General features: G+C 63.8%; 28 protein-coding genes. 12 read left to right on the plus strand and 16 right to left on the minus strand.

Features of this window, described 5'->3' with window-relative positions:
- Positions 1–50 precede the first annotated feature (50 nt).
- Positions 51–737, minus strand: a complete 687-nt coding sequence (locus ACFR99_RS06430) for a glycosyltransferase (RefSeq protein ID WP_390285507.1) — start codon at positions 735–737, stop codon at positions 51–53.
- Between the two features lie 316 nt (positions 738–1,053).
- Between ACFR99_RS06430 and ACFR99_RS06435 the strand changes: the two genes are divergently transcribed.
- Positions 1,054–1,278 carry a hypothetical protein gene (locus tag ACFR99_RS06435; RefSeq protein ID WP_390285509.1) on the plus strand — a complete coding sequence of 75 codons (225 nt, stop codon included), beginning with the start codon at positions 1,054–1,056 and terminating at the stop codon, positions 1,276–1,278.
- Between the two features lie 163 nt (positions 1,279–1,441).
- On the opposite strand, the gene ACFR99_RS06440 is transcribed toward ACFR99_RS06435, so the two are convergent.
- The 6 genes from ACFR99_RS06440 to ACFR99_RS06465 form a co-directional block, all read right to left on the minus strand.
- Complete coding sequence (locus ACFR99_RS06440; RefSeq protein WP_390285511.1) at positions 1,442–1,888, minus strand: ester cyclase; 447 nt, start codon at positions 1,886–1,888, stop codon at positions 1,442–1,444.
- 279 nt (positions 1,889–2,167) lie between these two features.
- A complete protein-coding gene (locus ACFR99_RS06445) occupies positions 2,168–2,797 on the minus strand; it encodes a class I SAM-dependent methyltransferase (protein ID WP_390285513.1) in 630 nt (209 codons plus the stop codon).
- Between the two features lie 365 nt (positions 2,798–3,162).
- Positions 3,163–3,702, minus strand: coding sequence for a hypothetical protein (locus ACFR99_RS06450; RefSeq protein ID WP_390285515.1), 540 nt, complete (start codon positions 3,700–3,702; stop codon positions 3,163–3,165).
- A gap of 4 nt (positions 3,703–3,706) precedes the next feature.
- Positions 3,707–3,919 (minus strand): hypothetical protein, encoded by a 213-nt coding sequence (locus ACFR99_RS06455; RefSeq protein ID WP_390285517.1) that lies wholly within the window; start codon positions 3,917–3,919, stop codon positions 3,707–3,709.
- Positions 3,920–4,071: 152 nt separating this feature from the next.
- Positions 4,072–4,881, minus strand: coding sequence for a helix-turn-helix transcriptional regulator (locus tag ACFR99_RS06460; protein WP_390285519.1), 810 nt, complete (start codon positions 4,879–4,881; stop codon positions 4,072–4,074).
- A 153-nt stretch (positions 4,882–5,034) separates the two neighbouring features.
- Positions 5,035–5,259, minus strand: a complete 225-nt coding sequence (locus ACFR99_RS06465; protein ID WP_390285521.1) for a hypothetical protein — start codon at positions 5,257–5,259, stop codon at positions 5,035–5,037.
- Positions 5,260–5,337: 78 nt separating this feature from the next.
- On the opposite strand from ACFR99_RS06465, the gene ACFR99_RS06470 reads away from it, so the two are divergent.
- Positions 5,338–6,174, plus strand: a complete 837-nt coding sequence (locus ACFR99_RS06470) for a potassium channel family protein (protein WP_390285523.1) — start codon at positions 5,338–5,340, stop codon at positions 6,172–6,174.
- A gap of 314 nt (positions 6,175–6,488) precedes the next feature.
- Positions 6,489–7,880 (plus strand): FAD-dependent oxidoreductase, encoded by a 1,392-nt coding sequence (locus ACFR99_RS06475; RefSeq protein ID WP_390285525.1) that lies wholly within the window; start codon positions 6,489–6,491, stop codon positions 7,878–7,880.
- 78 nt (positions 7,881–7,958) lie between these two features.
- Here ACFR99_RS06475 and ACFR99_RS06480 read toward each other — a convergent pair whose 3' ends face one another.
- Positions 7,959–8,429, minus strand: a complete 471-nt coding sequence (locus ACFR99_RS06480) for a pyridoxamine 5'-phosphate oxidase family protein (RefSeq protein WP_390285527.1) — start codon at positions 8,427–8,429, stop codon at positions 7,959–7,961.
- Positions 8,430–8,483: 54 nt separating this feature from the next.
- On the minus strand, positions 8,484–10,139 hold the full coding sequence (locus ACFR99_RS06485; protein WP_390285529.1) for a sensor histidine kinase: 1,656 nt from the start codon (positions 10,137–10,139) through the stop codon (positions 8,484–8,486).
- A 184-nt stretch (positions 10,140–10,323) separates the two neighbouring features.
- On the opposite strand from ACFR99_RS06485, the gene ACFR99_RS06490 reads away from it, so the two are divergent.
- The 3 genes from ACFR99_RS06490 (at position 10,324) to ACFR99_RS06500 (ending at position 13,740) form a co-directional block, all read left to right on the plus strand.
- Positions 10,324–12,249 (plus strand): MASE3 domain-containing protein, encoded by a 1,926-nt coding sequence (locus tag ACFR99_RS06490; RefSeq protein WP_390285531.1) that lies wholly within the window; start codon positions 10,324–10,326, stop codon positions 12,247–12,249.
- Between the two features lie 127 nt (positions 12,250–12,376).
- The gene (locus tag ACFR99_RS06495) at positions 12,377–12,973 is read left to right on the plus strand and encodes a LemA family protein (protein WP_390285533.1); all 597 of its coding nucleotides are present in this window, start codon (positions 12,377–12,379) and stop codon (positions 12,971–12,973) included.
- On the plus strand, positions 12,970–13,740 hold the full coding sequence (locus tag ACFR99_RS06500; RefSeq protein WP_390285535.1) for a hypothetical protein: 771 nt from the start codon (positions 12,970–12,972) through the stop codon (positions 13,738–13,740). The genes ACFR99_RS06495 and ACFR99_RS06500 overlap by 4 nt, the downstream gene beginning before the upstream one ends.
- A 1-nt stretch (position 13,741) precedes the next feature.
- Here ACFR99_RS06500 and ACFR99_RS06505 read toward each other — a convergent pair whose 3' ends face one another.
- Positions 13,742–14,764, minus strand: coding sequence for a peptidase zinc-dependent (locus tag ACFR99_RS06505; RefSeq protein WP_390285537.1), 1,023 nt, complete (start codon positions 14,762–14,764; stop codon positions 13,742–13,744).
- 170 nt (positions 14,765–14,934) lie between these two features.
- Between ACFR99_RS06505 and ACFR99_RS06510 the strand changes: the two genes are divergently transcribed.
- The 5 genes from ACFR99_RS06510 to ACFR99_RS06530 all read left to right on the plus strand — a co-directional run bounded on the left by ACFR99_RS06510 (position 14,935) and on the right by ACFR99_RS06530 (position 19,890).
- On the plus strand, positions 14,935–15,600 hold the full coding sequence (locus tag ACFR99_RS06510; protein ID WP_390285539.1) for an AIM24 family protein: 666 nt from the start codon (positions 14,935–14,937) through the stop codon (positions 15,598–15,600).
- A gap of 68 nt (positions 15,601–15,668) precedes the next feature.
- Positions 15,669–17,027: a sodium:calcium antiporter gene (locus ACFR99_RS06515; protein WP_390285541.1), complete on the plus strand. Its 1,359-nt coding sequence runs from the start codon at positions 15,669–15,671 to the stop codon at positions 17,025–17,027.
- 130 nt (positions 17,028–17,157) lie between these two features.
- The gene (locus ACFR99_RS06520) at positions 17,158–17,895 is read left to right on the plus strand and encodes a hypothetical protein (protein ID WP_390285543.1); all 738 of its coding nucleotides are present in this window, start codon (positions 17,158–17,160) and stop codon (positions 17,893–17,895) included.
- Between the two features lie 84 nt (positions 17,896–17,979).
- Positions 17,980–18,420, plus strand: coding sequence for a DUF2391 family protein (locus tag ACFR99_RS06525; RefSeq protein ID WP_390285545.1), 441 nt, complete (start codon positions 17,980–17,982; stop codon positions 18,418–18,420).
- A 210-nt stretch (positions 18,421–18,630) separates the two neighbouring features.
- Positions 18,631–19,890, plus strand: coding sequence for an MgtC/SapB family protein (locus ACFR99_RS06530; RefSeq protein WP_390285547.1), 1,260 nt, complete (start codon positions 18,631–18,633; stop codon positions 19,888–19,890).
- Between the two features lie 12 nt (positions 19,891–19,902).
- Here the strand turns inward: ACFR99_RS06530 and ACFR99_RS06535 are convergent, their stop codons facing one another.
- The 4 genes from ACFR99_RS06535 to ACFR99_RS06550 all read right to left on the minus strand — a co-directional run bounded on the left by ACFR99_RS06535 (position 19,903) and on the right by ACFR99_RS06550 (position 23,410).
- The gene (locus ACFR99_RS06535) at positions 19,903–20,364 is read right to left on the minus strand and encodes a pyridoxamine 5'-phosphate oxidase family protein (protein ID WP_390285549.1); all 462 of its coding nucleotides are present in this window, start codon (positions 20,362–20,364) and stop codon (positions 19,903–19,905) included.
- Positions 20,365–20,479: 115 nt separating this feature from the next.
- Positions 20,480–21,295: a GNAT family N-acetyltransferase gene (locus ACFR99_RS06540; RefSeq protein WP_390285551.1), complete on the minus strand. Its 816-nt coding sequence runs from the start codon at positions 21,293–21,295 to the stop codon at positions 20,480–20,482.
- A 114-nt stretch (positions 21,296–21,409) separates the two neighbouring features.
- Positions 21,410–23,068, minus strand: a complete 1,659-nt coding sequence (locus tag ACFR99_RS06545; RefSeq protein WP_390285553.1) for an acyl-CoA synthetase — start codon at positions 23,066–23,068, stop codon at positions 21,410–21,412.
- A gap of 105 nt (positions 23,069–23,173) precedes the next feature.
- A complete protein-coding gene (locus tag ACFR99_RS06550; protein WP_390285555.1) occupies positions 23,174–23,410 on the minus strand; it encodes a hypothetical protein in 237 nt (78 codons plus the stop codon).
- 106 nt (positions 23,411–23,516) lie between these two features.
- Here ACFR99_RS06550 and ACFR99_RS06555 point away from each other — a divergent pair, with 106 nt between their 5' ends.
- Positions 23,517–24,071 carry a Rieske (2Fe-2S) protein gene (locus ACFR99_RS06555; protein WP_390285556.1) on the plus strand — a complete coding sequence of 185 codons (555 nt, stop codon included), beginning with the start codon at positions 23,517–23,519 and terminating at the stop codon, positions 24,069–24,071.
- Positions 24,072–24,127: 56 nt separating this feature from the next.
- Here the strand turns inward: ACFR99_RS06555 and ACFR99_RS06560 are convergent, their stop codons facing one another.
- Entirely contained in the window at positions 24,128–25,009 is an 882-nt protein-coding gene (locus tag ACFR99_RS06560; RefSeq protein WP_390285557.1) for a TIGR01548 family HAD-type hydrolase, read from the minus strand.
- Between the two features lie 71 nt (positions 25,010–25,080).
- Positions 25,081–25,716: a DUF3267 domain-containing protein gene (locus ACFR99_RS06565; protein WP_390285559.1), complete on the minus strand. Its 636-nt coding sequence runs from the start codon at positions 25,714–25,716 to the stop codon at positions 25,081–25,083.
- Positions 25,717–25,731 lie beyond the last annotated feature (15 nt).

The raw sequence follows: 25,731 nt of genomic DNA on the forward strand, positions 1-25,731 counted from the left end.
TGAGCGGGTGCCCGTGAGCCCCGGTACGCGGCGCGGTCGGGCGATCGGACTCAGTACTCCGTCCGGAGCCGCTCGCGGTCCAGTTGCAGATAGTGCCACAGCGTCCCCGTCAGTCCGGACCTGGCGATTCGTCGCCCCGACGTCTCGACGAGGATAGTCGGACAGTAGGCTGTCGGATAGCGGCTCGCGAACCGCCGACTGAAGGCCGTATCCTCGTTCGGCACCTCGGGAAACCCACCGCTTTCCTCGAACGCGCGTCGGTGGACGAAGCAGTTAAAGCCCGGCAAGATCGGCCGCTCGAGCCGCGAGAAGACGTGGTTGATCGTCGCCTCCATGACCTTCGCGCGGTGAGGGCCGGTGATCCGACAGTACGAACTCGCGGCCGCGAGGCGGTTGGCCGCGACGAATCCGAGGAGTTCAGTGAGGTAGGTCGCTCGCACCCGCGTGTCGGCGTCGATAAACGCCAGCCACTCGCCGGACGCGTGTTCGGCCCCCAGATTTCGTGCCGCCGCGATGCTCTCACCCGCCTCGTGGACGACCCTTGCGCCGTACTCGCGAGCGATCGCCGGCGTGTCGTCGCTCGAGTCGCCGTCGACGACGAACACCCCGTACTCGGAGGCCGTCTCCAGCGTGGTCAGACTCGCCAGACACCCCGGGAGGTAGTCGGCCTCGTTTTGCGCCGGCACCACGAAACTGATGTCCGCCACAGCGTCATCGTCACGCTCGTCACCAGCCATCGATACTCGAGGGATCACTGGGACTGGTTCTCAAGCTGTCGGAGCGTCAACCGGAGACGACAGTTCTCGATCACGCACATCGGCTCGGTGTCCGTCCGCCGAAGTCGATCATCGGACTCGGTTCGACGGCAGCCCACCACTGACACTTCTCCCCATGATGGTTGGTTACTGACACCATCGTCTGGAGACGAGATTTATCATGAACTTTTATAACCATGGGGGCGGTACGAGGGTGTACAGATGTCGGTCGTACACGTAGCAGCCTGACTTCCTCGCCGACCAGTACCGATTACGACGACACTAACACCCGACCGACATGCACACAGAATACCTGACCCGATCCGAGCCCGAACCTGAACCGACGCCCGACCGAACGCAAGCGACACCCGCGAGCACGACCACGACCCCGCTCGAGGACCCACGAACGGCGACTGACCGCGCCCCCCGGATGTTCTCCCACCGCAACCGGGCGCGACTCGAGAACCTGGTCGACGAGTGGAACGCGGCGTTTGCATCCGGAAACACGGACGAAGCGGCGTAACGCGGACCCTGTTCTGACGAATCCAAACCGTCTTTGGAGCGACGGCCCTACGCTCGCGTGGCCGATGACGATACACCCGCTCCGAGCCGGACTCGGCATCCGGTGGTGACGAGCCCTATGAGTGCCGAGGCCACCGATTTACTGTCCTCACACGACCCGTCGACTAGCCGTCCGAATCCTCACCGAGCTCCTCGAGCGATGGGATAACATCCAGTTCCTGGAACAGCCCGAGAGCGTCGTAACTCGTCCACATCTCGGTGATCGTTCCGTCTTCGACGCGGTACATCTCCATCCCCGACACCGAAACTCGATCACCGGTCGGCTCTATACCAGCAAACTCGCCTTCGTGCGTGCCGCGTGCGGTGTATCGAAGGGCCGCGGTCTCTCCCTCGGCGATCACGTCTTCGATCTCGTACTCGACATCGGGAAACGCCTTACGATAGCGTTCGACGTAGTCCCTGTAGTCGTCGCGACCTCGTGGCTCATCGGGCGCGGCCGGGTCGTGGAGGACGAACTCCTCCGCGTATATCTCTTCGATCACGTCGAGGTTGCCCTCGGTCCAGACCTCCTCCGGGTCGCGTCGAACGAGTTCCGTTATTTCTGTCGTCATTATGATGTCACCCCGTCTCTGTCGCCGCTCTTGTGGTCGTTCGCCGTCGTCTGCGCAGACTCGAAACCGATCTCGAACGGCCACGAACGGACCACGAGGACACTTGTAAGTCATTCCCATTCGAGTGCCGAGGCCAGCTTTCGATCCAGACAGGAACAGGAACGAACGGGGAGATTAGGCCCGCAACCTGCACGTTGCTGCGAGAGCACAACCAGTGTCGTGAGTGTCGAGACCATCGACTTTGACACGGAGGAGACTGTCGACGTGTACAATTAACGATTAGGCCTGTGGCGAGCGGAACGTTCGAACGGTATCTCGCTTGCCCGACGTGGCCTCGACCTCGAGCAAGCCCAACTCGGTAAACACCCGGTTCCAGTCGCGGTGGTACAGCGGGACGTCGTCGTTGACGTAGCTCACGTTGGGGGTCGCTGACTCTGAACCGTCACGCTCTCCCTCGCCCTCGTTTTCGATCGTAATGAGGAGATCGGCAGTGATTCGGGCCAGGTCCTCGAGCACCCACTCGGCGTCGGGATGGAGGTGCTGGAGCGTCTCGACCGAGTAGACGACGTCGAACTGGCCGTCGTCGAACTCTCCGACGACGGCTTCGATCGAGTCATGGTAGAACGTCCCGTCAGCGGCGAGTTCGGGGTAAGTCTCGGCCATCACGTCGAACGCGTCGTCGTTGACGTCGATCCCGGACAGGCTCTCGAAGCCGTGGTCGTGGAGATGCGCGAGGTGACGGCCCGAACTACAGCCGAGTTCGAGGATAGATGCGTCTCGGCCGACGAACCGCTCGAGGATACTGCGGATCGTTTCGCTCGTCTCGTCCGGCCCGTAGTAGGCGTAATATTCCGGTGAGTACTCGCCGGATCGTTCTGCCCACTGGCGACGGACCTCTGTAGAATTCACGTGTAGTACTGCTGATGCACACGTAAAGTCTAGTCGACTCTCCGCAGCCACTGAAGTCGACGATGGACCGACTCTGCCTCGAGTGCAACAGCGTTTCGTCACTTTCAGAGCCCGGACGATCTATAGACCAACTGAATCGAGTTAGACACCGATCGCACAGTAGCCGTACGATCGGGTGTGCAGTGACGGTCGGTGGTTACTATATATGACGATCACGCGGGCAGATCCGCTCCCGATTCGATTTTCGTGGCCGAGGCTCTCGAGGCGATGCGCCACTCGAGGCCATGATGATCGGTTTCGGTCGGGTATCGAGGCTCCCCGTCTACCCCTGTGTCACCGAGATAGTTGGTGAGCGAGACGAGGCCCTATGCCTCGGTATTCCCGCTGGATTCTGCCGTTTGAGACTCGGATTGAACGCCCGGATAGGCGAGTATGGCCCCTCCCACGAACACGATCGTTGCGAGATAGATCGGGCCGAGGTGCGTCAGCCAGTTGTGAGCGAAGAGATCGGCGTAGTGCATCGGGAGTGCGATGGCCAGTCCGACCACGGCGGTGACGATCGCCGTCGCCCACGCCCACAGAAGTCCGTTTCGCACACCGTACCACGCCAACGCCGTGATGGCGATCCCGGTGGCGATGATAAACGCCGACGTGGCGACGTGGAGGTGATTGATGTAGTGCATGACGGCCGGATCGACTGCATTGAGTTCTGCCGGGGTGACGCCGTTCAGGGTCGCGACGCCCAGTTCGAAGCCGCTTCCGAAGAACGTTCTGGCGAGGAAGACGACGCCGTAGCCGATGAAGGCAACGCCCGCAAGCGCCATCAGGAGCGAGCCGGTCTGTACTCTGCGCCCGCGTTCGTGGTCTACCTCGTGTCGATCAGCCGTCGCTCGATTCATCCCCATCGTTCTAGCCTGCCTCGGTTTCGACTGCGACCTCGGTTACGTGCTGGGCTTCGATTTCGTCGAGGGTGTACTCCTTTCCGTGCTGTTCTCTCACGTGATCGCGTGCGATCTCCAACAGGCGTTCCTTGTCGTCTTCCTCGGTACGCATGAGAAAGACGCAGCCCGACACTTCCGTGTCGCATGCTACCTGTAGCGCTGTCGTCTCGTCCGATTGCATGTCTGTCGTCATCGTTTGGTTCGCCTCCAGCGAGCGTGGATACGAGACCGAGGCTCGTGTAGTCATCTCGTGACGTTCGTGCAGCCGTTGCCCGTCGTGCACCCGTTGAAACGAAGGCACCTGGTGCAAGCGAGCCCACACTCGATGCACGCTCACTCCGGGGCCCCCTCGAGCGCAAGCGATCGAGACTCACGTCGGCAGGAATCGTACACCGATTCCGCCCACTCGCGTGCCGCCGGCGTGTCGGTGTCAATCAACACGCGAACCGTCCCGCTCTCAGGGTTGTGGCCGCTGATCGCGATTCGTCGATCGAAGATGGCGATCCCGTACGGTGGCAGGTCGTCGTGTAACCGGACCGTGAGATTCCCGCTCTCACGAGCGCCGGAACAGTGCTCCGGATAGGTCGTGCGGATGTACCTGGCCACCGACGGCGGATCGATGATCTCCGTTTGCATCCCGTCGACGATCCGTCGGGCAAGTTCGTCCCGACACGGCTCGAGCAACGCGAGATCGAACCCGACGAATCGAAGCCGGTCCGTCTCCCGAAGCAGCGACTCGAATCGGTTCACCGGTCGGTACGGGTCGTCGCTTTCGGCGACCGTCACGACCGCGTCCGACGCCATCTCGATCGTGAATCCGCTCTCCTCGAACGGGAGCCACTGCCAGACGTCGCGGAGTTTCTGCTCGGTCTCGAGTCGGCCGATCAGGTCCCGCATTCCCGACGCGACGAACGCACCCAGCTGCGTCGCCTCGTACTGGTGGCCGTCCCTGCGGATCCAGTGTCTGTCTTCGAGTTCGCGTAGCGTCCGTCCGATCGTGGACCGCGAAACGCCGGTCAGCTCTCGGAGGCCGGTCCGGCTCCGGGGGCGTCTGGCCAGCGCGTCGAGTGCGTCCACGCGGTGTTCCGACCGCGCGAGGAACTCGACATCGTCGAGCGGCGAGTTTGTGGCACTCGATAACATGGCCAATGTACGCGTGCTAATTGTATAGCTGTACCCCTGCTATCTCACGCCGGCTCGTCCCGAACAGTCCAGATCATCTCGAGCGAAACGGGACAGACACCGAGCGAATTCGCGACGTGACCGGGCGTTCAGAGACAGTATCAGCCCACCGATCTACATGAACCGCGACCAAAGCGAGTTCCGCTCGACGTCGCGCAGGACTGATCGCAACTCCTCGAAATCCACGCCGTCGGAAGGTGGCGACTCGGTCCTCGATTCGCGATAGGTGTCGCGTCCCCGATCGGACTCGACGAACGGTTCTAGCTCGAGGTCGTCGATCATCGCCGGCGAGGCGATCGACGCGATGAGGCGCAGAATCGACCGATTCACTTCTTTCATGGCTCGCCGCATCTGCCGGAGTCCGTCCAGGCGCGGACCCGAGGGACTACATGGCTCGCCCGCCGAGAGTCCCGTCGAATGCCGACCGACCCGTCGCCAACCCAGCGCGATCGTCGGGAACTCGTTCGATTCTACCTGCTCGATCATCGGACGCCGCTTGGCAAAGCGATCGACATCGCGCTGTTGGCGCTCAATCTCGTGTTCGTCGTCGTCTTCGTCGCGGAGACGTATCCGCTCTCGGCCGCTCTTCAGGCGACGCTCTGGCGATTCGAAGTCGCCATCGCCAGCGTGTTTCTGGTGGAGTACGTCCTGCGACTGTACGGTGCTCGGAATCGCCTCGCTGAGGCTGCCGATCCCTACACCGTTGCCGATGTACTCGCGATTCTGCCGACGTTTCTGGTGCTGGTCGTGCCGGGTGCGACGATCGCCAATGTCGGCTTCCTCCGTGCGATCCGCGTGCTTCGTGCGCTCCGGTTCTATCGGTTCACACAGGACGCGGAGTTCTTTTTCGGAACGGTCTCCGACAACGCCCTGCGCGCGCTGAAGTTGCTGTTGACGGTGCTGGTCCTGCTGTTCGTCTTCGCCGGGCTCTTCTATAGCGCCGAACACGCCGCGAATCCCGAGGTGAGCACGTTCGGCGACGCTTTCTACTACGTCGTGGTCGCGCTGTCGACGGTCGGGTTCGGTGACATCATCCCGTACACGGCCGCAGGCCGGTGGGTCACGGTGGCGGCGATCCTGATCGGGATCATCGTCATCCCGTGGCAGGCGAGCAAGATCGTCCGCGAGTGGAGCCGCAGGGACAAAGTCGACGTCACGTGCCCGAACTGCGGGCTGTCGGCTCACGATCGGGACGCCTCCCACTGCAAGGCCTGCGGCCACGTCATCTACCAGGAGGCCGACTCGAGCGAGTGACTCGCCGTGGCTGGCAGCGTCTCGAGCACGCGGTCGGTCTTCGCTGTTGGTACGTCGACTGTCGATATTGGACCGTCACCAGCCGTGGGAAACGATAAGAGAAATCTGATTATCAACCAGAGAGTAATTAGCACACCCACATGTTTTCTCGATTCGATCCGCTTATCGGTCGCGAGAACCGGTCTCCGTTCGATTCTGTCCTTGGACTGCAGTCGTCGATTAGGGTATCGACGGCTGTCGAAAACGCGGACGAAAAAATATGAGTTATAGGTCTGGAGTCGAGCGTATGCAGTACCGACCCACACAAACCAATAATGTCTGGTAAATACGACCTAGTTATCGTCGGCGGCGGTATCAGTGGCGCATCCCTTCTGTACACGACCGCGAAGTTCACTGATATCGACTCGATCGCACTGATCGAGAAGGAATCGGAGATCGCAGCGATCAACTCCCACCACACCAACAACTCCCAGACCCTCCACTTCGGGGATATCGAGACCAACTACACGCTCGAGAAGGCCGAAGAGGTCAAAGAGGCTGCGGAACTCCTCGCGGGGTATCTCGAGAACCACGACCCCGACCGGGAGATGCACTCCAAGCGCAGCAAGATGGTCCTCGGTGTCGGCGACGAGGAGGTCGCAGAACTCGAGGAGCGCTACGAGGACGAAGGTTTCGGCGACCTCTTCCCGAAGCTCCGGCCGATCGGCCGCGAGGAGATCGCCGAACTCGAGCCGAAGGTCGTCGAGGGCCGCGATCCCAACAAGGAGATGCTCGCCCTGCAGACGCCCGACGGCTACGTCGTCGACTACGGCGAGACGTCGAAGTCGTTCGTCGAGCAAGCCAGCGAGGAGGCGAACGTCGACGTCTACACCGGCACGGAAGTCACGGACATCACGCCGACGCTCGACGGCTACACGATCGAGACCGACCGCGGTCGCTTCGACTGTGACGCCACCGTCGTCGCTGCCGGCTCGCACAGCCTGCAGATGGCGAAGGAACTCGGCTACGGGCAGGACAAGGTCTTGCTCCCCATCGCCGGGAGCTTCTTCCTGGCGGACACCGACGACGGCCTCCTGAACGGCAAGGTCTACACGCTCCAGATGAAGAAACTACCCTTCGCGGCCGTCCACGGCGACGCGGACGTCCACGACGGCACCATCACCCGCTTCGGGCCGACCGCGAAGCTCGTCCCGACGCTCGAGCGCGGCCGCATCTCGACGGTGAAAGACTTCCTCGACGTGTTCGGCCTGAACGCGTCGGCGTTCCTGAGTTACGGCAACATTCTCGCGGACCGCATCCTGCTGCCGTACGTGCTCCGGAACCTCGTCTACGACGTGCCGAAAGTCGGCCGGAAACAGTTCCTCCCGCACGTCCAGAAGGTCGTCCCGACCGTCGAACTCGAGGACATCGAACGCGCGAAAGGCTACGGTGGCGTCCGCCCACAGATCGTCGACACGAAGAACAAATCGCTCGACATGGGTGAGGCCAAGATCGTCGGCGACGACATCATCTTCAACATCACGCCGTCGCCGGGTGCCTCGACGTGTCTGAAAAACGCCATGCGGGACACCCACACCGTGCTCGACTTCCTCGGCGACGACTACGAGTTCGACGAGGAGGCGTTCCGCGAGGAGACGATCGGTCACTTCCCACGCGCCGACGACTCCGACGACCCGAAAGTGGTCGCCCCGAGCGCTGACGACTGATCGGCCAGCGCGGTTCCGTCCGTTCCATTTTCGTTCGCGGGACTCGATCGTCCCGCACTCCGATTTTCTCTTCCATCGCTAGGCCGTGTCCTCGCTCGAGCCTGTCCCCATCCGCTCGCTGTAATCCCAGCTATAGAACTCGTGGGGCTCGATCCGAATCCGTACCTCGTCGCGGTCGTCGTCGAGCAACCACGCGGCGAGCTCCGAGTCGGTCCCGCCGAGATACCGCTCCAGGAGCGCCCGCAGGACCGTCTTGTCGGTATCAGGCGCGAGGTCGGCGGTTCCGGTCCCTCTGACGCCGCGGTAGGGAACGTCGTTGGTCGAGACCTCGAAGGCGACCGCCGGCTCGTGCCGGAGGAAGCGAACGAGCGCTGCATCGGCGCCGGTCGCGCACTCGAGCGTGCCGTCGCGGTAGCGAAACCACAGTGCAACGAGCCACAGCGACCCGTCGGGTCGCTGGGTCGCGAGCCGGATCGGAATCGTCGCCTCGTCCAAGAAGGCCGCAACCTCGGGTTCGGTCCAGGCGCCACGGACGTCAGGGTCGGACATACGCGAGATGGACGTGTCACAGCCGGAAAAAGGTCGACCCATGCGAACCGGGCGCTACTCGGCTTTGGGGAGCGTGACCACGAAGACTGCGCCCTCGGGGTCGTTGTCCTCGACCTGGATGTCGCCGCCGTAGGCGTCGACCAGCGTCCGGGCCAGATACAGACCGAGCCCGGTTCCGGCGCTCTCGAGACCGTGTTCGCCCTTGCCGAAGATCTCCTCTTTTTGGGCGTCGGGGATGCCGGGACCGTTGTCCGCGACGCGGACGGTGACGTCGCTCCCGTCGTCGTCCACTGAGACGGTCACCTCCGGAACCGCCTTGTCGTTGTGCTGGATGGCGTTTGTCACCAGATTCCGGAAGACGGACTCGAGCATCCCGTTTGCCAGCACAGCCGTCTCGGGCACCCTCCCTTCGATGGCGACCTCCGCGTTGGTGTACTGTGACCGGACGTCCTCGATGACGTTCGTGATGACGGGTGACAGGAACAGTTGCTGTCGATCGGCCGCGTTCGTGAGCATCACGTCGGCCATCTCTCGTGCCGTCTCCGTCAGTTCGACCGCTTGTGACGCGCTGTCCTGGAGCGTCTCCAGATACTCCTCGCCATCACTGCCCGCCTCGACGTGGTCGGCGAGCAGGTCCCCGTAGGCGAGGACGAGCTGAAGGTCGTTGCGGATATCGTGGCGCAACACCTGGTTCAGCGTCTCGAGGTTGTCTCGCTGGGTCTCGAGGCGACGTTCGTACGCCTGGCGTTCGCGCATGTGTCCGTCGAGCGTTCGACTTAGCTGGTTGAACCCGTGCCCGATGTGCTGCCACTCGTCGGCTCCCTCGAGGGCGATTCGCGTTTGATACTCTCGATTTTCGAGCGCCTCGAAGCCGGCCAGCAATTCCTCGAGTTGGGCGAGGTTCCGCCGATAGACCCACCACCCGAATAGCGAGAGGGTACCGAGTACGAACAGGAGGGCACCGCCTTGGAGAACGGTGAGTTCTCGGCTCCGCTCCTGTATTGGGACCCGACTCTCACTGACGGTAATCGTCCAGCCGGTCTCCGAGAGCGTCGTCTGCCGCTCCATCAGGTCGGCGTTCGGCGACGGTGTGGCCGTATAAATGCGCTCGCCGGACTGTGACTCGATCGTCAACCCCTGCCCGTCCTCGAGCGTCGACGAAAACTGTGCGAAGAAGTCCCCGTCCTCGAGGTGAAACGCCGCGTTGAGCGTGCCAACACGCGTGCCGTTCTCGTACAGCGGCGTGCTGATCGTCAGAATGTAGTTGCCGGATTCTGCTTCGATCGGCTCGCTCACGTAGGTTTCGCCGGCCATCGCGCGCTGGAAGTAGACGCGATCGCCGAAATCGCCGCCGACGGTGTCGTCCGGCCTGCCGGAGTCGGCGACGATGTTCGTCATCGTCCCGTTGGCGGCGATGACCGACGCGCCGGCGAACGACGACCGCTCGACGAACGTCTCGAGCGTCCGTCGCTGGGACGCGCTCCCGTGGCGCGTCAGTTCCGGGTTCGTCGCTCCGATCTCGGCCGTTCGCTGGAGCGCGTCGAGTTGCCCGTCGAGTTCGGACTGGACGTGCATCGTCGCTCGCTCGAGTTCCGTTTCCTCGTGCGTGTAGAGCGCGTCCTTGTGGTGTTGGAAGCCGACGACGACGGAGGCAGAGAGGACCACTGCGATAAGCGCGATGAGGAGAAGAAACAGGCGCTTGGTCTTCATCGAGTGTGTGTTTGGAGTTCGGACAGTGAAGGTACTGATTTTCGTCCGATGACGGGGCCTCCGATCGAACCCCGTCTGCCGATCGTCTCAATTCAACCTGACGACATTACACACCGCTTTCGGGTGCCGCCACGGACGCAGCCGATGTTCTTATACCGACACACTGAGACGGGAGACAGTACAGGTGGCAGTCAGTAGCAGGGTGGCCCGGTGGCGGACGCACGCGGTCTCTCTCGTCGGCGTGACCAGTGGTCTCGGTGTGCTGTATGTCCTCCAGCTGCGGAATTTCTTGCTCTTTCATAGCCTCGTCGAACTACTCAGTATTCTCATCGCTGCGGTCGTATTTCTGATCACCTGGAACACACGTGAGGAACTGGACCGATCGTTTATCGTCATTCTCGGTATCAGTTATCTGTTCGTCAGCGGGGTCGACCTGCTCCACGTACTCGCGTACAAAGGCATGGGTGTTTTCCCCAGTGCTGGTCCGGATCTGCCGACACAGCTCTGGATCCTGGGGCGGTATCTCGAGGCGGCCTCGCTGCTGGGTGCGGGGCTCGTCGGCCTCGTCGTCGGCGAGCGAGACGACCTCGAGTGGTCTGGGAACACGCTGTCTGCCCTCGTAGCGGGCTATGTCGTCGTCGTCGGCCTCGGCCTCGGGTCGATCTTCGTCGTCGACTGGTTCCCACAGACGTACGTCGAGGGGAGTGGTCTGACGCGATTCAAGGTCGGCAGCGAATACGTGGTCATTGGTCTCTTTGCAGCCAGTCTCGGGCTCCTGTACCGCCAACGGGAGGCGTTCAACCGGCGTATCTTCCAGTTTCTCGTCGGATCGATACTGCTGACGATGGGTGCGGAGCTCGCTTTTACGTTCTACGTCGACGTCTATGGAATCTCCAACGCCGTCGGTCACTTTCTCAAGCTCGGCTCGTTCTATCTGATCTATCTGTCGGTGGTGAAGATGGGGCTTACAGAGCCTCAGAAGACGCTCTACCGGGCGCTGTCCCAGCGCGAAGCCCAGGCCCGCAAATTCAAAAAAGCGGCTGACTACTCGGGCCACGCCGTCCTGATCACGGACCGAGACGGCACCATCCAGTACGTCAACGACGCCTGGGAAACCATGACGGGCTACTCGGCAGCCCAGGCCCACGGACGGAATCCCCGGCTACTCAAATCCGGTGAGCACGACGCGGCCTTCTACGACGAACTGTGGTCGACGATTCTCGCGGGGGCCGTCTGGGAGGGCGAGATCGTCAACGAGCGTCGAAACGGCGACCGATACGTGATCCACCAGACGATCGCTCCGATCTTCGGGGAGGAGGGGGACATTCGGAACTTCGTCGCGATCCACGACGACATCACCGAACGGAAGGCCTACCAGCGACGGCTGGAGACCGACCTCCACCAGAGCGTCACGCAGCTCCAGGTGCTCGCCCGTGTCCTCCGACACAACATCCGCAACGAGATGAACGTGATCGCGGGCAACGCCGAGCTGATACGAGAGCAGTCCGACGACAACGACGAGATTGTGTCGATGGCTGCCCGGATCATCGACGCGAGCGATCAATTGCTCGCCCAGGCAGACAAACAACGGGAGATCGTCCAGCTCCTGTCTGCCCCGTCGACGGCAACGATGCTCGAGCTGCCGGCGATCGTCGACGACATCGTGAACGGGCTCGAGCAGCGCTATCCCGACGCCGAGTTCACCGTCGACGTCCCGGCCGATCTCGAACTCCGGACGCTGCCGGAACTCGAGCAGGCGATCACGGAGGTCGTCGAGAACGCCATCGTGCACGACGAGCAGGGGACACCCGAAGTGACGATCAGTGCCCGCTCCCGGGACCGCACGGTCGAAATCCGAGTGGAGGACGATGGGCCAGGGATCCCAACCGCGGAACGGCAGGTGATCGCGGGGGATGCGGAGATCGACGCCTTACTCCATAGCAACGGAATGGGGCTGTGGTTCGTCGATCACGTCGTCACGAAAGCCGGCGGGACGATTCGGTTCGAGGACGCCGACTCTCGGGGAAGTATCGTCACGCTCGTCGTTCCCCGAAACCGGACTGTGGCCGGTCGTCCCGACCCGTCCCAGTTGACGACTCGCTCTCAGTGACCACGCTGTGTCGATCCCGTACGCTACGGCGGACGACTCCCCTCGACGGTGTCTCGATGATTCACGGCCACCACCCGATCGTTCAACAAAAACTATAATTCAACGCGGACGAATTATCGAAAAACGAATGAGTCTCTTCGGGACGGTCGTCGTCGGGTTCGGGGCTCTCCTCGTCGTCTACAGCGTCGTCCGCTATCTCGGGCACGCACAGGCGCGGCTCATGGAAGCCAACGAGCGCTGCGAGAAGACCTGGGCCGATATCGAAGTCCTCCTCGAGCGCCGCCGCAGCGAACTCGAACAACTCGTCGACCTGACCAACGAACACGTCGCGCACGAGCGGGACCTGCTCGCGGGGATCGTCGACGCTCGCGAGGGCGCGATCGAGGCCCAGTCACCCGAGGAGGCCGCCGCCGTCGCGGTCTCGCTCCGGGAGGCGACCGAGGAGGTCTACGCGCTGTCGGACGAACATCCCGAACTGGCGTCGAACGATCGGTTCGACGAACTCTCGCGATCGATCCAGCGCCTCGAGCAACGGCTGGAGGACCGCCGCGAGCAGTACAACGAGGCCGTCGCCAGCTACAACGCGTTGCTGTATACCGTTCCGGAGTCGATCTTCGCTCGCTATCATCAGCTTACCCGCCGTCAGCCGTTCGTCGCCTCCCGAGAAGCTCACGAGGGTGTCGACGTCGGCGAGCGGCTCGCGGTCGGTCCCACCGACGCATGATCCTCGCGGTCGTGCTCTACGCCGCGCTGGTCGTCGGCTCGGGCCTGCTGGTTCTCGTTGGGATCGACACCGTCCGCTCGGGGTTCGACCGGTACGAAGAACGGGCCGCGATCGTCGACCGGCCCGTGTCGGCGCTCGAGTCGGTCGCGTTCGGGACGACCGCGCTCGTGGGGACGGCTCGGCCCGGCAGCCACGCGGTGCGTGTGCCCTTCGGCGGGCAAGAGCGAGCGGTGTGCTATCATGTTACTGTCGAGGACACGAACAAACTCGAGACGGCTCACGTCGACGAGCGGGTCGCGCCGCCGTTCGTCCTCGAGGCCGATATCGAGGGTACTCGCGTCCGCGTCGACGCCACGGACCTGCGACTGGATCTCTCGGCGAATCGCCAGTTGGAGACGGACGTCGCCAGTCACGAGCCGCTCGATGGGGACCTCGCCTCGTTCGTCGAGGAACACGATCTTCCCTCGCAGGGACTCGAGCGCGACCGCCGCTTTGCCTACGAGTACCTCGCACCCGGCGACGAGGTGTTCGTCTACGGGCGCGCGGTACCCGACGAGGCTCGCGCGTCGGCCGACGGAAAAGCGGTCCTCGTGACCGCGCACGAGGACGGCAGCGGTCTCGTTTCGGACAAATCGCCCGACACGCTGCTCGCCGAGCGACGCCGGGTGCTCGCAAAGAACGTCTCGCTGGGCGTGCTCGAAGGTGTTATTGGTCTCGCAGCGTTTCTCTGGTTGACCGGGATCGCACAGTTCTTGCTCGGCGCCTAGGTTACGACCACTCCTCGGCGGCGACGACCCGGACGGCATCGTAGAGTCCGCCGACGATCGCTTTGATTATCCAGGCCGTGTACACGCCGAGAACGACGCTGCCTACCAGAAGCCCGACGAGCCCGGCGTCGGAAAACCCCGCGCCGAGGAACCTGTCGTGGATCGAGACGATGACGACCGACCAGCCGACGATCGCCCCGAGATAGAGAACGACGTTCGTCCAGAATGTAACGATCCGATAGCCCGTGTGGATCGGCTGGGGGATATCTCGCCGCGAGCCGGTGCCGGGGCGCGGGAGCCGCTTGACGACCGGCTCCAGCAGCGCGATGCCTTTTATCGCCGCGAGGACAACGAAGCCGACCGGAATCAGGAGGTAGTGCCACCACTTCCGCTCGTCGTGTTCGTCGCGGACCACGCTCGTATCTGACTCGTCGGGGTCGCGGACGATCCAGTCGTCCGGTTTCGGGGCTGTCGTGTCGTCCGTGAGCGCGTTCCAGCACGCTGTACAATAGCTCGCCGGGGCCGCATCGAGTTCGCGTCGGCTTTCTCCAGGGGCGACGGCACACGGGCTGTCGTCATCATCGTGAACGCGGCTCCGGAGTCCGAGCATCGTGCCGACGACCGAGAGCGTCTCCGTGGCCAGCCGCTTGCGCTCGAGCTCAGAGAGGGTAGCTCCCTCGACCAGCCGCGCCGTCGAGACGATGCCGACGGTCCCGAACTCGTATCCGACGCCGAACAGCCCCCACTGGGGCGTGTCGCCGGCAGTCTGTGTGAGCCGCCCGTCGGTGACGCCGATGGCGAGGTCGATCCCGTCGGTTTCGTCCTCGAGTTGCCGGAGATACGCCCGGACGTTTCCGGTGTCGCGATCGTTCCCGTCCGGTCGCTCGAGCGGCTGCTCGACCGGGACCGGCATTTCGAAGGTCTCGCGTAGCGTCTCGGCGACTGCAGCACACGCCGCTGACGGTGGCTCGCCGATCGGGATCACGGCAGCGTGTGGAACGTCACCGTGTGGAAAGACTACCATAAGCTCAGTGACGTGTTCGAACTACTGAATATATTTCGAAAATGCTATCGAGACGACGTTCGGTCGCCGGTCGCCGACTGACAGGCAGTCACGAAAACCTGAAATTGGAATTGAGTGCCTATTTGAGCGCGTCCGTCTACTAGCCGGTAGAGCCATCCGGCTCGCTCATCATGAACGTCGACGAATTCGTTACCGCGAACGAACCGAAAGCTGGCGGCGACACGTTTCAACTCGAGAACGACAAGCTACTGGACGTCGACCTCGACGGCTCCGTCATCGCGAAAGCCGGCTCGATGATCGCCTACGACGGAGATATCTCCTTCGAGGGGAAAACGTCCGCTGAAGGCGGCATTACGGGCTTCCTCAAGGAGAAGGCCACTGGTGAGGGAACGCCGGTGATGGAGGCGACCGGGACCGGGCACCTCTATCTCGCCGATCAGGAAAAGAAGATCCAGCTCCTCGAGCTCGACACCGGCCAGTCGATTTCGGTCAACGGCAACGACGTCCTCGCGTTCGAGTCGAGCGTGAACTACGAAATCCGGACGATCAAGAGCATCGCGGGTATTTCGGCCGGCGGCCTGACCAACGTCTTCCTCGAGGGTCCCGGCAGCGTCGCGATCACGACCCACGGCGAGCCGCTGGTCCTGCGCCCGCCGGTCCGCACCGATCCCAGTGCGACCGTCGCCTGGAGCGAGACGACACCCGCCAGCCACGTGGACAGCGCCCTCTCGAACATGATCGGTCAGTCCTCCGACGAGACCTATCAGCTCGAGTTTACGGGATCGGAGGGATTCGTGGTCGTCCAGCCCTTCGAGGAACGCGGGCCACAGCAGTAGCAGGCACTACTGCCACTGCCGCGGACAATTTACAGGACATCGATCAATACGCGGTTCAAGATGATTCTATGAGACGACAAGCGCTCGGCGCGATTTCGGTTGCACTCGTACTGACGCTCCCCTGGGTCGCCGTCTGGGGAGCGACGGATCTCCTGCCTCAGTTCGCGCCGGCCGCGGTTCGAACGCTGTCGACGCTCTGGATTGTAGCCGTGACCGGACTCGCCGTCCTCGGGTCGTCGTTTCTGCTCGCCTGGGCAGCCGAGACCGCCGAGAAGGACGTCCCGCGAGCGTTCGCGATCGCAGTACTGGCCGTCCTCGCAGTTGCCCCCGAGTACGCCGTCGACGCCCTCTATGCGTGGAACGCGGGCCAGTTCGCGGGCACCGAACGCGGGATCGAGGCCGGCAATCTGGCGGTCGCCAACATGACAGGCGCGAACCGCATCCTCATCGGCATCGGCTGGGCCGGCATCGCTCTCTTTACGATCTTCCGTCGAGGAGCGTCGACCGATCCCGCCGTCGAGACCCGGCCCGGTTTGCTGGCCGATGTCGTCACCCTCGACCGTGACATCGGCCTCGAGATCGTGTTCCTGCTGGTGGCGACGTTCTGGGCGTTTTTCGTCCCGTTTAACGGCGGAATCGATATCTTCGACATGCTGTTTCTGGTCGGCCTGTACGTCTGCTACATCGCGGTGATCCTCCGCGGGGGAGCCGAACCCGAGACCCAACACGTCGGCGTGCCGGCATACCTACAGCGGTTTTCGCGGCCTCGCCGCATCGGTGCCGTTTTCCTGCTGTTCGCCTACTCGGGCGCGATGATCTTCACGGCCGTCGAACCGTTCGCGCACGGCCTCGAGGACCTCGGACAAAGCGTCGGCATCCCCTCCTTTTTCATGATCCAGTGGATCGCGCCGCTGGCCTCCGAGTCGCCGGAGCTCATCGTCGTCGTCTATCTGGTCAACAAGGCACGGTCGACGGCGGGCTTTAACGCACTCATCTCGTCGAAGCTCAACCAGTGGACGCTGCTCATCGGGACGCTCGTCGTCGTCCACTCGCTGGCGCTTGGCCGCTACGGCGTCCTCGCGTTCGACTTCAAGCAGTCCGCGGAGATCTGGCTGACCGCCGCCCAGTCGTTTTTCGCGATCGGCCTCTTACTCCGGTTCGAGATCTCCGTCCGGGAGGCGCTCGTGTTGCTCCTGTTCTTCCTCTCACAGGTCGTCCTCGAGTTCCTCATCATCCGTGAGCTCGTCGTGCTCCCGGTCTCGAGTACCGACCTGTTGCTCGGTTACAGCGTCCTTTACATCGTCCTCGGGACGGCGCTGTTTGTCAGCCGCCGCCGATCGTTCGGTCGGCTCGTCCGGCGAACGGCTGGGACGGTCAGCGACGCGATGCCGATCGGCGAGGAGCGCCCGCACAGCGCCGACGACTGAGACGGGCTGCTGTCACGAGCGACCGGTGGGACCGCAGGGCGGTCGCGGTCCCATCGGCACTGACTGACAGGCGTCAGTATGACGTGCCAGCCACAGACCGACAGTCGTGGGGGTTGACGTACGATCACTGATGCTCTCGATCGGATTGTTGCGTTCCGACACCGCGGTCGTCTTCGCGGCCGCGGGCGCCCTCGCGCTGGTCCATTTCTTCGCCGGCCGGCTCGGCGTCGGCGGCCGAATCCCCCGGAGCCGGTGGCTGTCGATCGCCGGCGGCGTCTCGGTCGCGTACGTCTTCGTCCATCTCCTGCCGGACGTCGGAGACGCGGCGTCGACGTTGGCAGCGTACGGGGAGCCGACCGCCTTCGCCGAACACCACGGCTATCTGATCGCCCTGCTTGGCTTCGTCACCTTCTACGGGCTCGAACAACTCGTCGGGCAATCGAACCAAGACCCGGACCGACCTGGTTCGGCCGGGACCGGCGTCTTCTGGATCCACGTCAGTTCCTTCGCCGCCTACAACGCGATCGTCGGCTACCTGCTGTGGGATCGCGAACTCGGGAGCCTACTTCTGTTTTCGGTCGCGATGGCGCTGCACTTCGTCGTCATCGACGACGGCCTCCGCGAGCATCACGGTCGGACGTACCACCGTCGTGGACGGTGGGTGCTCGCAGCGGCGGTGATCGCCGGCGCCGGCGCTGGCTACACCCTCGAGAACGTCGAACTCCTCGTGGCTGTGTTCGTCCCGTTTCTCTCCGGTGGGATCATCCTCAACGTGATCAAAGAGGAGTTGCCACCCGAGCGCGAGAGTCGGTTCTGGGCGTTCGCCGCCGGCGCGGCGGGGTATGCCGCGTTGTTGCTGTTCGTCTGATGTCGCAGCTACGCTGCCGTGGGACTCGAGCGACCAGTAACACTCGAGCGGGAGCGTTTTGTCTGCCCGCCGTAATCTCTGGGTATGAGACTCCGGCCGCGTCGCCCCCAGCAGTTCCGGCTCGCGGACTCTGCCCAGCAGATCGTCGGCGGATTCCTGCTCGCAGGTCCGTTCGTGGTCACTGAGGAAGTTTGGATGCTCGCGGGGAACATGCACATCCTGCAGGCGCTCGTGATCGTGACCATCGTCTTCGCCATCGGCTACGCGGCGCTGTACAAAGCGGACGCGACCCGCGACGTCGACGACGAACAGGAGGTCGCCGGAATCCCGGTTCGGTTCATCTCGTTGATGATAGTGACGTTTGGATCGGTAACCGTCCTTGCGCTGCTATTTGGAGCTCCTTTGACGTTCGTCGAGACGGAATCGACCGGAAAACTTGCTGAAACCACGTTCAAGGCCGTCAGCGTCGGCGCGGTCTTCAGCGTCGTCGGCGCGGCGACGGCTGACACCATCTTTGCGAAGTAGCGCCGGCTCAGGTCGCAAACCCGAGCCTCTCTGTCGGAGCACTGTCCACCGTTTCCGTTACCGTTTCGTGTCCGCTGGCTCGAGCAATTCGATTGGTCCCTGACGCGCGTTTGGTAGACAGCCGTGGCGGTCGGCCGGGCACCTGCAAGGAGTGTCCACAGCTCAGAGAGTCCCGAAGCTTGACGGGACCCACCCACGAAGCACAGCCACATGGTCGATCCCGTCGCCGATCCGCTTCAACTGCTGGTGTTTCGGGTGGCGATCGCGTTCGGGATCGGCGCGCTCATCGGCCTCGAGCGCGAACAAAGCGAGTCGGGCGGCACGTTCGCCGGCAGCCGCACGTTTCCGCTGTTCGCGCTCTATGGCGCGCTCGTCCAGGCGTTCTTTCCGACGCTGCTCCCGATCGCAGTCGGAACGCTCGTGATTCCGTTAACGGTGGCGTATCTCGGCAAGATCTGGTTCGAGGGCGATATTGGACTGACGACGATGATGGCTGCGCTGTTGACCGTCGTCCTGGGAGCACTGACGACCCATTCGGAACGCGGTGCGGTACTGGCTGTTGTCGTCGGCGGCGTCGTCACAGCCCTGCTCTCTGCGAAGGGAATCATTCACGACTTCGTCGACCGGATCGACGAGGCCGAACGCCGCGCGTCGATCAAGTTCATCCTCGTCGTGCTAGTCGTCTTTCCGCTCCTCCCCGATCGAGAACTCGAGGTCGCGCTCGGACTCAATCCACGGTTCATCTGGCTCATGGTCGTGTTCGTCACCGGCCTGAGCTTCGGGGCCTACGTCCTGAGCCGGACGATCGGGACGGAACGGGGGATCGCACTGACGGGGATTCTGGGCGGGTTCGTCTCCTCGACCGCGACGACGGTGTCGATGGCCGAACGGACGAACGCAGAACACTCCCTCTACCAGATCTGTGCGTTCTCGACGATTATCGCGTCGGTCGTCATGTTTCCGCGAGCACTCATCGAAGTCGCCGTCGTCAACCGGGACTTGCTCCCGTACGTCGCCGTTCCGCTGGCCGTGATGACGGCCCTCGGCGCGGGTATCGCCGCCGTCGTCTACTGGCGAGCGACCACGACGCTGGACGAGGGGGCCGAGACCGAACTCACGAACCCTTTCCAGTTGCGACCGGCGCTGTTTTTCGGTGCCGTCTTCGCAGCCGTCCTGTTGGTCTCCGAGTCCGCCCATTCCCTGCTCGGTGAATCGGGGGTCTACGCGACCGCGTTCGTCTCCGGCCTCGCCGACGTCGACGCGATCACGCTCACGCTGAGCAGGCTTGCAGCCGAGGGCACGATCTCGCCGGACGTCGCCGCGACGGGGATCGTTATCGGCGCGATCGCGAATACGATCGTGAAAGCCGGCCTCGCGTGGGTAATCGGGACCCACGAGCTCGGCCGTGTCGTGACCGCTGGCCTCGGCGCCGTGTCGGCAGTCGGACTCCTCGTCGTCCTCCTCGTCTGAGCGACCGCCCGTCTACGACTCCGACGTGGCTCGACCGGTCATCGTGTCGATCTCGAGCTCGAGGATTTGGATCTCGATCTCGTCGATGTTCTCGTCGAAGACGCGGATCGGGGCGAACTGCCGATTGATTTCGGCCGTGTCGAACCGGTCGTGGTCCGATTGCGGGATCTCGGACAGCTGGCCGGTGACCATCACGCTCCAGGAGTCGATCTCGCGCGGGTCCTCGGTGGGTTCCGTCCCGTAGCACACGTACGACGCCGTCTCGGTCGCCTCGATGAACGCCTGTTTCCGGCTTCCGTCGGTGACGCCGAGCCGGAAGTAGAGCCCATCGCCGTCGTAGTAGTGTGCCAGCGGGATGGCGTAACTCTCGTCGTCTTTCGAGAGGGAGAGGACGCCGGTCTCGGCCGTCCGAAGCCGCTTCTCGGTCGTCGCGTCGTCCATACCGAACGTGTACGCGTAGTCGATGTGTTTCATCAGCGGGAGAAGTCAGTGAGGACGGCTACGAGGCCGCGGGCTATAGGTGTTCTTCCGTCGTGTCGGGGCCGCGACGAGGCTGCGTCATCGTGGCGAGCGGCCCCTCTGTCGATCGCTACAGGTACGAGTCGTCGTACGATTCTTTGGACCGCTCTGCATGGGTGTTTCCACAGTCGGCACACGCGAGCCGGTCCATGTTGTCCATCGAGACCTCGAGCGAGCCGCAGTTCGCACAGTAGAAGCCGAACTGTTCGGCATGGGCGTCATCCTCGTAGGTCGTGAAAAACGGCGCCGCGGTGCCGGACTCCTCCTCGTCGCGGGCGATGTACACCGTCGTTCCGCCGTCGGTCGTCGTCAGCTGGCCGTCGACTCGCTCTGTTTCGGGGAACTCGGCTTCGGATGCGTCTTCTGCCGTCGAATCAGGAAGGTCGGCGTCGACGTCCGGATCCGTGTAGACGTACTCGACGACCGACTCGTCGGCGATCTCGACACGCCGGTCGCCATCGTGCTCGAGGTCGAACCGTTCGACGAAGTCGTGGCCCTCCGTGTTGGCCTCGAGAACGGTGACACGGACGTGGTCGGCACCGCGGTCGCGGAGCGTCTCGGTCGTGGTCTCGTACAGTTCCGTTCCGATCTCCTTCCCGCGGTGTTCGGGGTCGACGAACAGCCACCTGACCTCGCCCCACCCGTCCTCGAGTCGCCCTTCGACGAACCCGGCGATGGTCGACCCCTCGATTTCCGCGCCGGTTTCGGCGACCTGCAGCAGGGTCTCCTCGTCTTCGCGCTTGTCAGCGACCGCCTCGTCAGCGAACTGGTCGTCGACCAGCCCGTCGATCTGTGCCGGGCTGAGTCTGAACGACGTCGTCATCGAACTGTCGACGACCTCGCGAATCCGTTCGGCCTCCGCGGGCTCCGGTTCCCGAATTTCCATACCGGACACTCGGGATCGATCCCGATAAGCGGGCTGCCGGCGCGAACAAGCGACGCGCTCGGGCCCGGTCGTCTCGAGCGTTCCGCCTGGCCGGGCCCGATCCGTCGTGTCCGGCTACTCGTCGATCCCCTCACGCTCCCGCAGGGAGCGCCGTCGGATCTTGCCCGTCGTCGTGGTCGGCAGCGTCTCGACGAACGCGATGTGCTGGGGATACTCGTATTCGGCCAGCCGGTCGCGGACGAGGGTACGGATCTCCTCGCGGAGCTCGTCGGGATCGTACGCGTCGCGTGTGGGCTTGACGAACGCTTTGATCGCCTCGCCGCGGGTGTCGTCCGGAACGCCGACGACGCCGACCTGTTCGACGGCCTCGTGGGTCAGAATCGCGTCTTCGACCTCCATCGGGCCGACGCGGTAGCCGCTGGTGAGGATCACGTCGTCGGCCCGCGAGACGAACCACAGGTAGCCGTCCTCGTCGCGCTCGACGAGGTCGTCGGTCAGGAACCATCCGTTCTCGGTCTGTTTGTTCGCCGTCTTCTCGGGCAGGCCATGGTACTCGTCGAAGAAGACCCGCCGATCGGCCGGCTTGACCGCGAGTTCACCGACTTCGCCGCGGTCTTTGCGCTCGTGCGTGTCGGGATCGAGTACCGCCACCTCGTAGCCGGGGAAGGGTTTGCCCATGCTGCCCGGCCGCGTGTCGAACCAGGTCTCGGAGTTGCCGACGACGAGGTTGAGTTCGGTCTGGCCGTAGAATTCGTTGATCGCGACGTCCTCGAACGTCGCGTCGACCCACTCGACGACCTCCGACGTGAGAGGTTCGCCGGCCGAGGCGAACGTCTCGAGCGAGAGATCGAAGCGAGCTTTGGGGTCGTCGACGCCCATCAGCATCCGAAGCGCTGTCGGGGGCATGAAGGCTTTCGTGACGTCATGGCGCTCGAGCAGGTCGTAGACCTCGTGGGGATCGAACCCGTCACGAGGCCAGCCGACGATCGGACAGCCGTGGTGCCACGCCGCAAAGAGGGTGCCACCGAGGGCCGCGCCCCAGGCCCAGTCGGCCGGGGTCCACAGCGTGGCCTCGCCCTCTGCCAGACCCTGATCGAAGTAGTTGTACGCCGCGGCGGCCCGCCCGAGCCAGAGCGCGTGACTGTGGCGGACCCCTTTTGGTGGGCCGGTCGAGCCACTCGTGTACATGATCGCCGTCGGCGTCTCCGGCGTCGCGTCGTAGACGTCGATGCCCGGCTCGTGGGCGGCGACGAGGTCGTCGAAGGCGTATGCCTCGCCCGCGACCGCGTCGGCGTCGCCGAGTTCGATAACGTGCTCGAGTGCCGGACACTCGTCGCGGATCTCGTCGATCGTCTCCCGGACGCTGGGATCGACGACGACGGCTTTCGCCTCGCTGTCTGCGAGCCGATACTGGAGTGCGTCGCGCCCGAACAGCACCGTCAGCGGCACCGACACCGCGCCGAGTTTCCAGTTCGCGAGGTGGGTCAGCGGATTCTGGGGCTTCTGCGGGACGACGACACCGACCCGGTCGCCGGCTCCGACGCCGAGGTCGGCCAGCGCGGCAGCGAGGCGATCGGACTGGTCGTCGAGGTCGTCGAACGAATAGGTCTCGAGGCCAGTATCGGGATGTTCGTACCGCAGCGCCGTCCGACTCGTGTCGTCGTGTTTTCGAAGAAAGTCGACCGCAGGATTGTACTCGTCGGGGAGGTCCCACGAAAACACCTCGCGGGCCGTCTCGTACTCGTCGTACGTCGGCATTACCGTCCAGGTCATGCGATGCCCTACCGGGGCCAGCACATAGCGTTTTTCGACACGCGTTCAAAACGAGCGGTGTCAGGTGTGCCGTGATGAGCGCGCTATGCCGTGTGACCTGACTGCCTACTCTTCGTCGTCTTCCGCGGCTTCCGTGTCGTCGTCGGCTTCGTCGGCTGATTCCTCGTCCGCTTCGTTTTCGCTCTCGCCCTCGACCTCGATGTCGGCCTCGATCTCGATCGTCAGACCATCGGCCTCGAGTTCGCCTTCGAACTCGCGTTTGTCGCCTACCTCGATCTCGAGTTCGTCGGTGTCCACTTCGACCTCGACCTCGACGTCGACGGTGACTTCGGTGTCGTCCATATCGTCTCTTCACTCGGCCAGCATAAAGGCGTACTGCGCGACTTCGGAGGCCATCGTGGGATACCCGGTCCGGAACCTATTTTTAGGCTGGCCGAAAATAGGAGATATGACCGATTCCGTCCGGGTAACGCTCGAGGGGGACGACGAATCGACGTCGGTTCGCGTCTACGGCGACGAGGGCGACGTCTCGACCGCCGACGCGACGTTTCGATTCAGCGTCGGTGGTGGACGCGACGGGGACACGGACGACGCCGACGGTCCGTCCGCGGACGACGTGACCGACCGTGACGATCCCCGTCGCATCGCCGCGCTCGCGGACGTTCCGACAGACGGGACGCTCCGGTGTGAGGCTCGCTCCGGCAATCGGGGGACGGAACTGATCCTCCGCCGCGTGGGCGACGACGTGACCGCGTGGCGAAACTCGTGTCCGCACGAACCCGACGTCCGGCTCGATCCCGGCTCCGGTGCGATCGTCCGGGACGAGCAACTGGTGTGTCACAAACACGGCGCGCGCTTCGAGTGCGGTGACGGCGTCTGTACGGCGGGCCCGTGTCACGGTGACGCGCTCGACGCCATCGCCGTCGCCGTCCGTGACGGGAGCGTCTACTTGACGGACGATCGGTTCGAGTCGTGTCGCAGACTCGACAAGCCGTCCGCGTGAGGGCGGCGGAACGACGTCCGTCCGCTCTCCGGTGAGCAATCGGTGACTGTGTCGGCCTACGACTCGAGCCAGTCAGGAAGTTCGTTGACTGACGCGAGCACCGCCGCCGCACCTTCGCGTTCGTATTTTCGGCGGCCCTCCTCGCCGGTCAGCCCGCCCGTCAGGACGCCGATCCCGTGGTACTCCCGGTCGGGGTCGGCCTCGTCGGCGTTGACTGCCGTCCGGACGTCGTCTAACGTGTCACCGACGAACGCGACGCTGGTCGCGTCGAATCGTTCCGCGAGGGTCGTCAACGCTTTCGGGTGTGGTTTCCCCTCCTCCCAGTCGTCCATCGTGAACCGACGGTCGACCGGAATCGCATCGTCGAGTCCGACTCGCTCGAGGGCGATCTCGGCTTCGGCTTCCGGTCGTCCAGTGAGGACGCCCACGTCGTACCCCGCGAGCAGCCGGTCGCGGGCCTCGCTTTCGAGCAACACCGGTTCGTCGTGGATGAACCCCGGCGTCTCCCGGTCGAGGTCCGGCTCGCCGTCCTCGAGCCCGCGGTAGAGCTCGTCGCCGAGATACAGTTGCTGGAAGACGTCGCGGAGTCGGTCACGGTCCCAGCGGTCGTTCACACGCTGGGTCGCGCGGGCACCGATCGCCTTGCGGACGACGGTTTCGGCCGCCTCGAGGCCACCGCTAGCGGCGGCGATGTCGTCGGTGAACGTCTCGAGTGACTCGCTGTACCCCTCCTCGGTCGCCAGAACGTAGAGTGCGGCGGCGTAGGTCAACTCCCAGTCGTTGTTGAACCCGCCCGCGTCCTTGAACGCCTGAATGTCGTCTTTTCGGATCGTCCGGTTGTAGACCGCCTCGACGGACTCGACGATCGCGCGCCGGTAGGAGTCGGCGACGTCGACGAGCACCCCGTCGATGTCGAGGACGACGGCATCTGCGTGCATACCCGTTCGGACGGGCCGCCGAGGATAAAAACCACCCTTTCGGACGCCGTGGCCGGCCACAGTGTCCCCGATCAGACCGGCACTGGACCCGCGCCGACGATCGAAAACGCCAGAATCCCCAGCCCGAGCGCATAGAGCACGTCCGCCCACAGCCACGAGAGCAGATTCGCGACGTAGATCACGACGACGACCGGAATCCCGAGCAACACCGTCGGCGACTGGCGCCACTCGAGTCGCGAGCGACGCCAGAGCGTATTCGCGTCCCCGGTACTCGGAAACGCGTGCATGCCGATCGAGAGCCCCAGCCAGCCGAGGACGGCTGTGGCGGCGATCGTTTCGCTCGAGGCGGCTCGCAGATTCCCGGTCGTCGAGACGAGCGCTGCGAGGCCGAGAAAAGCGGCGAACGCGACGACCGTGTTGACCAGAAACGGCGCGACGCTGACGACGAACGCCTCCCGATACCGTCTGGGCTGGCCGTGGCGGACGTACCCCGCTGGATCGCCGAACTGGAAGTAGACGACCTCGAGAACGGGGACGCCGACCAGCTCACAGGCCTGCTTGTGGGCGAACTCGTGGATGACGACGCCCGGGATCGTAACGAGCCGCACCAGAAGCCAGAGAAGCGTACTGATGCCGACGATTACTGCGATCAGCATCGCGATCGCACCGACGGCTGCAACGGCATACGCGACGGTCTCGGCGTTCACAACTCCGTGAACGTG

It is taken from the genome of Haloarchaeobius amylolyticus, assembly GCF_042678045.1.
Taxonomy (GTDB): Archaea; Halobacteriota; Halobacteria; order Halobacteriales; family Natrialbaceae; genus Natrinema; species Natrinema amylolyticus_A.